5 protein-coding genes are annotated in these 8,440 nt (G+C 42.8%); 2 read left to right on the top strand and 3 right to left on the bottom strand.

What is annotated here, in order from left to right:
* Positions 1-148: 148 nt before the first annotated feature.
* Positions 149-1,066, bottom strand: coding sequence for a histone deacetylase family protein (locus H6G03_RS36190; protein WP_190475623.1), 918 nt, complete (start codon positions 1,064-1,066; stop codon positions 149-151).
* Between the two features lie 105 nt (positions 1,067-1,171).
* Between H6G03_RS36190 and H6G03_RS36185 the strand changes: the two genes are divergently transcribed.
* Both H6G03_RS36185 and H6G03_RS36180 read left to right on the top strand, forming a co-directional pair.
* Positions 1,172-1,783 carry an SET domain-containing protein gene (locus H6G03_RS36185; protein ID WP_190475621.1) on the top strand — a complete coding sequence of 204 codons (612 nt, stop codon included), beginning with the start codon at positions 1,172-1,174 and terminating at the stop codon, positions 1,781-1,783.
* A gap of 115 nt (positions 1,784-1,898) precedes the next feature.
* On the top strand, positions 1,899-4,043 hold the full coding sequence (locus H6G03_RS36180) for a sensor histidine kinase (RefSeq protein WP_190475619.1): 2,145 nt from the start codon (positions 1,899-1,901) through the stop codon (positions 4,041-4,043).
* Between the two features lie 61 nt (positions 4,044-4,104).
* Here the strand turns inward: H6G03_RS36180 and H6G03_RS36175 are convergent, their stop codons facing one another.
* Together H6G03_RS36175 and H6G03_RS36170 are read right to left on the bottom strand one after the other, a co-directional pair.
* Positions 4,105-5,367, bottom strand: a complete 1,263-nt coding sequence (locus tag H6G03_RS36175; RefSeq protein WP_190475616.1) for a hypothetical protein — start codon at positions 5,365-5,367, stop codon at positions 4,105-4,107.
* A 172-nt stretch (positions 5,368-5,539) separates the two neighbouring features.
* On the bottom strand, positions 5,540-8,440 hold a 2,901-nt coding region (locus H6G03_RS36170), incomplete at its 5' end, for a CHAT domain-containing protein (RefSeq protein WP_190475615.1).

Raw genomic sequence — 8,440 nt, 5'->3', positions numbered from 1 at the left:
CGCGCCGACGAGCGGCGCTTTCTACAATGTGTTCCATCCAGGGTCGCCCAGTCAAAGAGCCAAGTCATCCGAAATTATGTCACGGAATGTCCGGAAATGTCCAGTTTAACTCCTACTAAAAGATTACTCCTCTATCAATAGTTTGGCATCAAAGTCGGTACTGGTGGTACACAATGCTGGCGGCACGATGAACTAAAGAGTGGCGATATACTAGGGTGTTGAGATCGTCTGCATAACCGCCACCAATAACGCACGCGACGGGATAGCCGGCGGCGACGCAGGTACTCAAAACTTGCATTTCGCGGCGGAATAGGCCGGTGTCTGTGAGGCATAATTTGCCTAAGCGATCGCCTGCATGAGGGTCAACTCCAGCATCGTACAATACTATATCTGGCTTCACTTGGGAAAGTAAGTCCGGCAGATATTGGGCCAGGGTTTGCAGGTAGGCGTCGTCTTCCATCCCGACTGGTAAGGAAACATCCAAATCGCTTTTTTGCTTGGTGCCTGGAAAGTTAACTTCGCAGTGCATTGAGAAGGTAAAGACGCTTTTGTCGTTTTGAAAGATAAAAGCTGTGCCGTCTCCTTGATGAACGTCTAAGTCCACAATCAAGACTTGGCGGACAAGTTCCATTTTTTGGAGAAGACGGGCGGCAATAGCTAAATCGTTAAAAATACAAAAACCGGAGCCATAATTGGGAAAGGCGTGATGAGTTCCTCCGGCGGTATTGCAGGCTAAACCGCGAGTTAATGCCAGCTCGGCTGTGAGGATAGTACCGCCTACAGCCACACAAGTACGATTCACCAGTGCTGGACTCCAAGGTAATCCAATCCGCCGAATCGCTTTGGCGTCGAGGGTTCCTTCACAGTAAGCTTGGATGTAATCGGGGGTGTGAACTAATTCTATCCACTCTGGCGGTGGACGTTTGGGTGTGTGGAATTGTTCTGGCTGGGCAACGCGATCGGTTAACAGCAGTTCGTATAGTTGCCGAAATTTCCGCATCGGAAAGCGATGCCCCTCTGGCAGCGGTGCGATGTAATCTGGATGATATACCAGCGGCAAGTCCATTACCAATTTGTAAGCTAGGTTTATCTATAGTTTTGATTGCCTGCACGACATTTTAAGCTTTTTCATCTTGAGAAAACTAGAAGTATTTACTTGTTTTTTGGATAAATGATACACCCGCACACAGAACTCCGTTATATAAACAAAATTATAGGCTACGGCGTGTTTGCCACTAAACTCATTCCCAAAGGTACTATTACTTGGGTTTTAGATGAATTAGATCAAAGGTTTTCTCCATCTTACATATTATCGCTCAACCCGATTCTGCGAGAAAAACTGCTCAAGTATTGTTATCGGGATAATGAAGGTACATATATATTGTGCTGGGATATCGGCAAATTTGTAAATCATAGCTTTAATTCCAGTTGTATCGGTACGGCATACAAATTTGAATTGGCTGTCAGGGATATCCATCCGGGCGAGGAATTGACAGATGACTACGGTTATTTGAATTTAGACAAACCTTTTTATTGTTTTCCCGAAAAAGGTAGTCCAAGAACAAAGGTAATGCCTGATGATATTTTGCAATATTATCCAGAGTGGGATAAAAAAGCAGTAGAAGCCATGAATTACTTTAACCAAGTTCAACAGCCGTTAAAAGGTTTAATCAATCATAAATATCTCGATAAAGTTAATGCAGTTGCTGAAGGAAAAGAGGAAATGGACTCAATCCTTAACGTTTATTACGAGCGCTCTAAAAAGTTAAAGTTTGTTAGCTAGAATAAAATTAAATACATAGAAATTACGACTACTCAAACACTAAACTTTGACAGTTATTCCATATTTATAGGTTGCCTCTATGCGTCGTTTGCATCTACTGCTAGGAGAAAAAACTATGCAGGACACTACCCAAAAATTAAACTCTCGTCGCCAGCAAAAAACTTCGATCGCCAAATCGGTTGGCTCGCGTTTATTTCTTTCAGTTTTGGGCGGTTCTTTAGTGGGATTGGGATGTGCTTCTTATTTATTCTACCAAGAACTTGTGAAACAGGCACGAGCGGAATTGACGGCAAGCCTAGAGGTAAATGCTCAAAACTTAGAAGGCAGTTTCAATAGCTTTGAAAACTCAACCAAACTGGTTGCAGCATCTGCAACCACACTCTACGAGGCTGGAGAACGACGCGAACAAGTTTATGTTAATTTAATCGGTCGTTCTTTGAAAACTATCCCTTTAGGAACTGGACTGGGTTTCGGTCAGCCACCACAAAAGCGTTTAATTATTCCACAGCGAAAGTATGCTTACCCTTTTGCGATTAGAGAAAATGATGGGAAGGTAATTGCTAAGGGGGGAGAATCTAGTCCAGATGATTACAAAGCAAGTTATTTTATCGAACCGATTAAAGCAGGTAAGCCTATTTGGTTGGAGCCAATTTCTTATTTAGAAACAACTGTGGAACCTCCACAACAAACAGTCAGTACAAGTTATTCACTACCTTTTTACAACAATAAAAAAGAGTTACTGGGGGTACTGGCTCAAGATTTAGAGTTAGGTTTTCTCAGCGTGAAATTATCACACCCAGTAATGAGGGATAAAGGATATTTTGCGCTGGTGAGTTCCAAAGGCAATTTGATCGCTTATCCACCGAACCCCGAATTAGCACTTGAATTGAAACCTTTTCCAGAAATTAATAATTATTCCCAACTTTGGCAACGGATTCAAAAAAATATCCAAACTGGTAAGAAAAACAGCGGTATTATATCTTGGCAAGATGCGGGCGGGAAAAGAGAATATTGGGCTTATAGGAGAATCGCTAATAATAATTGGATATTGCTGGCGTCGGTGCCTCAGTGGGTTATTGTTGGCCCATTGTTGCAATTTACAGTAGGGGGAACTCTCTTGGCAGCGCTTGGTGCATCTATTGTGCTGGCTATAGTAGTTTTTCTATTTGTCAAACGCTTAAATCAACGTCTACAGCCTATTATGGATGAATGTAATTTATTGGCTGAAGCTAGTCCTAAAAGCGAAGAATTGATGAGCCGAGAAGATGAAATTGGGCAATTGACTATATCGTTTTATAATTTGCTGGGGCAGGTGACTGTAAATGAGAAGCGGTTACGGAAAGAGATGGAGAAATCAGCGAAAGCTTACCAAGCTTTAAAGCAAGCTCAAGCTCAACTTATACAAACTGAAAAAATGTCTGGTTTGGGTCAGCTTGTAGCTGGTATTGCTCATGAAATTAATAACCCGATTAATTTTATTTACGGAAATCTTCCTCATGCCAGTACCTATACGCAAGATTTAATTAGACTGATTAAACTTTATCAGCAAAAGTATCCCCATTCCGATCCGGAATTGTTAGAACTTACAGAAGAAATTGAACTAGATTTTTTGATTGCGGATTTGCAAAAGATGCTGGCTTCCATGAGTATAGGTGCTAATCGAATTCGCGAAATTGTGCTGTCGTTACGCAACTTTTCGCGGTTTGATGAAGCGGAAATGAAAGATGTCAATATTCACGAAGGAATTGACAGCACTTTGCTTATTCTGCAAAATCGATTCAAAGCTACGCCGACGCATTCGGGGATTGAAGTAGTTAAAGATTACGGTAATCTGCCGCTGGTGGAGTGTTATGCGGGACAGCTAAATCAGGTATTTATGAATATTATTAGTAATGCGATCGATGCTTTGGAAAAAGCTCGATGTAAGGCGGCAGAAGAAGAAGAAAGCTTTACGCCTACGATTACTATTCGCACTGAGTTAAAAAATCCGGATTCAGGCGCTAATCAGCCTCGTGTTGTAATTACAATTAAAGACAATGGGTGCGGTATTCCTCCAGAAAACCAAAGCAAATTATTCGATCCGTTCTTCACGACAAAACCTGTGGGAAAGGGTACCGGTTTGGGGCTATCTATTTGCTACCAAATTGTGGTAGAAAGGCACAAGGGAGAGTTGAGTTACGTTTCGGAAGTTGGCACAGGAACGGAATTTTTTATTGAAATTCCAGTTTATCAAACGAAACCGATAAGCAAGATTTTTTAAGTCGATAGAGGGTAAGAAACTGCGTTTGTGGGCTACAGTTCTCTTGGGTAAGTTTTGAGTGTTATTTTCGGCGGAATTTACGTAATAATATGAAGGCGATCGCAGCTGGAATTATGGCAGCTGATATACTCAAGCAGAAAGCTATTGTCAAAGAAATACTATTTTTAGGTTGAGGCTGAGGTAACTGGGTTGACAAAATGGTGGTGGTGATGGTACTGCTTGCGACGGCAATACCGACGATCGCTATTGTGTTGGTTAAAGTGCGATCGCGTTCTGCTTGGGAAACCTCCATAATTCCTCGAATTGTATCGATGTACTTTTCTCGGATTCTCAAACCTGGACTCAAACTTGTGTAATCTTGTTCAATTTCCCCTTGATATTTCGATGCTACAGCCTCGCCAAATTCCTCCAAAAAATTCAGTTTAGTAAGTCCAATTTCGTTATTAGCTATTTCTTTAATTTTTTCCAAGCGATTTTTATAATTTTTCATGTTAGTTTTGAGCGTTTGCAGCTGCAACGCTAAACTTTCCAGTCCGGCTGTCTGTTTAGACAGCATCAATAAATTTTTATGTAAATCTATTTTTATTTGCTCCAGATATAGATTTGCTAAATTCAAGTCCGGTAAATAAAATTGAATTTCTGGAATTGTCGATCTACTTGGGAATAAACCTTCTGTCTCCAGAAGTTTTTTAACAATTCTACTGTTACTATAAGTGCAGAGTATTTTATGGCGATAGTAGAACAGCCACAGCCACTCGTAGTAAAAAGTGGCAATTCTTTCCATTGTTTTCTTATATGGGCATATACAAATCAGTATAAAGTCATTATTTTCCAGCTTTGTCAAATCTTGTGGTTGCAATGCTTCAAAAATAGTGCTGCCTAAAAAGTAATTTCCTTGCTTTAATTTAGGCTCTTGCTGAATACCATTCAAAGCCTTATATGCTTCTTTGGCTGCTTTTTCGCGATCGGCATCTGAGGCAGAATTTAAATAACCCAAAATCAGCCAAGTTCTGCCGACGTTTGCTTGTAATTCTAGCTTTTGTCTGAACTTATAGAAACAGGAGACATCTTGAGGCTTATCCTCATCTTTGATAAAAGTGGAAACTAACAAGCTATCCGTTTCGCCCAAAGAAATACGCTGATAAAAGCCGTGGACATCATCAACTGCGAAGGGATAATTTCGTTCCGAATTAAAATCTGCTTCTGGGGGAACCTTCAGTCGAGTACGCAAAGCTTCCCAGGATTTCGGCTGGCTGATTTCTTTGCCGTCTGACTTTTCTTCCAGGTTATAAGCAAATAGAAGTAGGTGGGGATAGATTAACAAGGTCTGCACTCAAAACAAAGCATAGAAGGTGTAGTTGGCAGTTCTGCTGCTAATGCAAGTTGGTAGTTATTTTTTTGAGTTGGTGGGGTGCGTCAGAGGCAGAATTTTCGCGATCGTCATTAATTTTAAAGTTCTGAAGCACCCTACTCAATCTAACTAGCAACTTGAGTTACTAGGAATTAACCTTGCCAGCGATCGTAAATCCAGCCCAGTAGTAAGGATGGCTGTAAGGGGGATCGCTGGAATTGTCTGAGCGATCCTGAATGTGTTTGGCAAGGCTTTGCAGGTGTTCCCAGCCGTCAGGGTCGGTATCGCGGATTTCATCTGTTGGCAATGCTATATACCACTCGGCAAGTTGGGCGTAGGTGACGGTACGAAGCCAGTTTTGAGCTTGTTTGAAGGCGACGCTGGGATTCGCACCTGCTTTGAATAATTGGTAGAAGCGAATTGCAAACAGTGCGGTGGAGAAGTCGTCAACTGTCCACAGAGTACTGAGGATGTGGGACGCGCCTTGGGAGAGAAAACCGCTGACTAAGCCGACGTATTCGCTGGAGATGGTTTGATTCCCCTTAACGGCGGTTTCGCAAGCGGAAAGAGCGATCAGTTGATATTCGTTGAAGGGTATTTGAACAATTTCTGCTAAGGTCAGTTTATCGTCGCCGGATAAGGCTAGGGCCGATCGGCTGGGATTTTGGGAATTGTCACTGCTGTATCCGGCAAAGTGAAAGATGCTGTGAGGTTGTTGCAGTAAGGTTTCCAGTTGTGGGCGGGTGCAGGAAGGGCCGATAATACGGGTGGGATTGGCAAACATTTGACCGATCGCACTGGATGCAATTTTCGCAAATAGCAGTGGCTTTAATCCTGTACTTTCGGGTTGTTCCACAGTCAAAAGAGTGCTTGCGGCTGGCTGTTGAGTAGTGGATGGGGTGTTTTCCCGTAGATTCAGTCCAATTTGGGCGCTGGGTAAATAAGCGATCCTGAATTTATCGGCAAACAAAGCGTGAAGGGGTAAGCGATGCAAGTCGCGGTGAGGAATAAATATCAACTTATCAATTCCGGCCAGCAATAGTTCTATTGTGGAAATGCCGAGAATTTGACGCAGTTGGGCGATCGTTTCCGGTAATTTATCCCGCCAGTCGATCCCACTCTTGTCCTCCTCACTGACGGCGAGGGAATCTGAGTTTTCTGGCTGATATTCTTGGTATTGTTGATTCCAATCTTTTACCCAATTTTCAAATTTTACCAAGCGATTGAGGTACTCGTTCTTTTCCAAAGAACGATTGGCTGGTAAAACTATAGGTGCTGGGGCATCATTTTTGATGATAAAAGTGGTTAAGGCACAGGGGCTGATGTGCCAGTAAACGACGGCTGTTGTCGGATTCAAAATTTGTTGAATTTCGGCATATTTCGGTGAGGGAACCTCTTCCTTCCAGCCATACAGTAACCAATGCAAGCAGGAATTTTTTCCAGCTTCGGCTGCTTCTAAAGCTTCTATAAATTGCCCAGACTGGATGGCGATATCTACTGTCAGCTGCTGAAAAGCGGCTTGTTTGAGTGCGAGTTGTTTTTTACTGGACTGGGAACGTTGCGGTTCGTTTAACAAGCGCTGCAACAATTCTACGCCGCGTTGGTGTATTTCTGCGGCTTCATCTTTTTGTCCCAAACCCAAATCTGCGCGAACTAAAGATTGCAAAACTTCTAGATGCAGTTCGGGAAAATCTGCTTCAGTGATTGTTTTTAGGGCTTCGTTGTACTCATCGACAGCTTGACGGTAATAATCGCTGGGATTTGGAGCCGATCGCCCTTTAAAATAGTGGGCGTTGCCGATCGCTCTGTGCAAATCGCCCCAACCTTCTGGGTGGGTATCTTGTTGACAATACTTCAATCCTTCCTGATAGCTTGCCAGTTCTCCCTCATACCCTCGCAAGTTCAAATCTTGGTTCTGGGTAGCTGGTACAGAGGCAACGGCAGAATTATAGTCGATCGAATCTCTGGCGGCAATGCCTCGGTTAATCCAGGCTTGGTGATCTTCTGGCTTAAATTTTATGACTCGATCGTAAGCTGCGATCGCCTCTTCATTCTTACCTATGTTATATAGAAGAGTGCCTTGGTTGTACCAAGCTTGGTGATAGTCTGATTTGAATTCCAGGGCTTTGCTGTAGGAAGCGATCGCATCTTCTTGTTGCCCTATATTATAAAGCGCACAGCCTTTATTGTACCAAGCTTGGTAAAAGTCTGGTTTGTATTCTACTGCTTTACTGTAACAGCCGATCGCTTCTTCATGTTGGCCTAAGTTACCCAGTGCATTGCCGCGATTGTACCAAGCTTGGTAATAGTCTGGTTTGTATTCTACTGCTCGATCGTAAGATGCGATCGCTTCTTCATACTCTCCTATATTCGCTAGCGCATTGCCCCGGTTATTCCATGCTTCGTAAAAGTCCGATTTTAATTCTAACGCTTTATTCCAGTTAGCAATAGCTGCCTGAAAATCTCCCGCCATTGCTTGCTGCAAACCTTTGTTAAACCAAACTTCTACCCCATCGATTGTTGCTTCTGTTGCCGTTGGTTGATTGGCCGATGTTTCATCAATTTCTGAAACTTCAGTTGTCCTTGTTTCCCTTTCGGCGGCTATTTCTTCTTCTAAATCGACATCCGACGACAACCTTACCAACGCTTCATCTGGAGATTCTGCTTTTGCTTCAGTTTTTGTCTCTTCTGCCTCTTTTGCCTCTTCTTCCGTCTCTTTTTCTGTATCTAATTGCTGAATTTGTGATTCCACAATTTGTGTAGACGCTGATATTGCAGTTGTTGGTACTTCAGATACTGGTTCCTCAACCAAATCTGCATCTGCCGCTCCACTTCCCGACGATTCCTTTGCGGGAGATTCGACTATCTCTTCAGTTGTTATCTCTTCTGCTTCCGCATCTAATCGGTTTATTGATGGTGCAACAATTTGTGGTGTTGGAGATATTGCAGTTGTTGGTACTTCAGATACTGGTTCCTCAACCAAATCTGCATCTGCCGCTCCACTTCCCGACGATTCCTTTGCGGGAGATTCGACTATCTCTTCAGT

It is taken from the genome of Aerosakkonema funiforme FACHB-1375, assembly GCF_014696265.1.
GTDB classification, from domain to species: Bacteria; Cyanobacteriota; Cyanobacteriia; order Cyanobacteriales; family Aerosakkonemataceae; genus Aerosakkonema; species Aerosakkonema funiforme_A.
Note: the sequence above shows the minus strand (reverse complement) of the source record. Positions and strands in the feature narration are given on the sequence as shown.

Bases quoted from the DNA above. Each gene is read 5' to 3' on its own strand.
- H6G03_RS36190 (WP_190475623.1), bottom strand. From the start codon at position 1,066: ATGGACTTGCCGCTGGTATATCATCCAGATTACATCGCACCGCTGCCA.
- H6G03_RS36185 (WP_190475621.1), top strand. From the start codon at position 1,172: ATGATACACCCGCACACAGAACTCCGTTATATAAACAAAATTATAGGC.
- H6G03_RS36180 (WP_190475619.1), top strand. From the start codon at position 1,899: ATGCAGGACACTACCCAAAAATTAAACTCTCGTCGCCAGCAAAAAACT.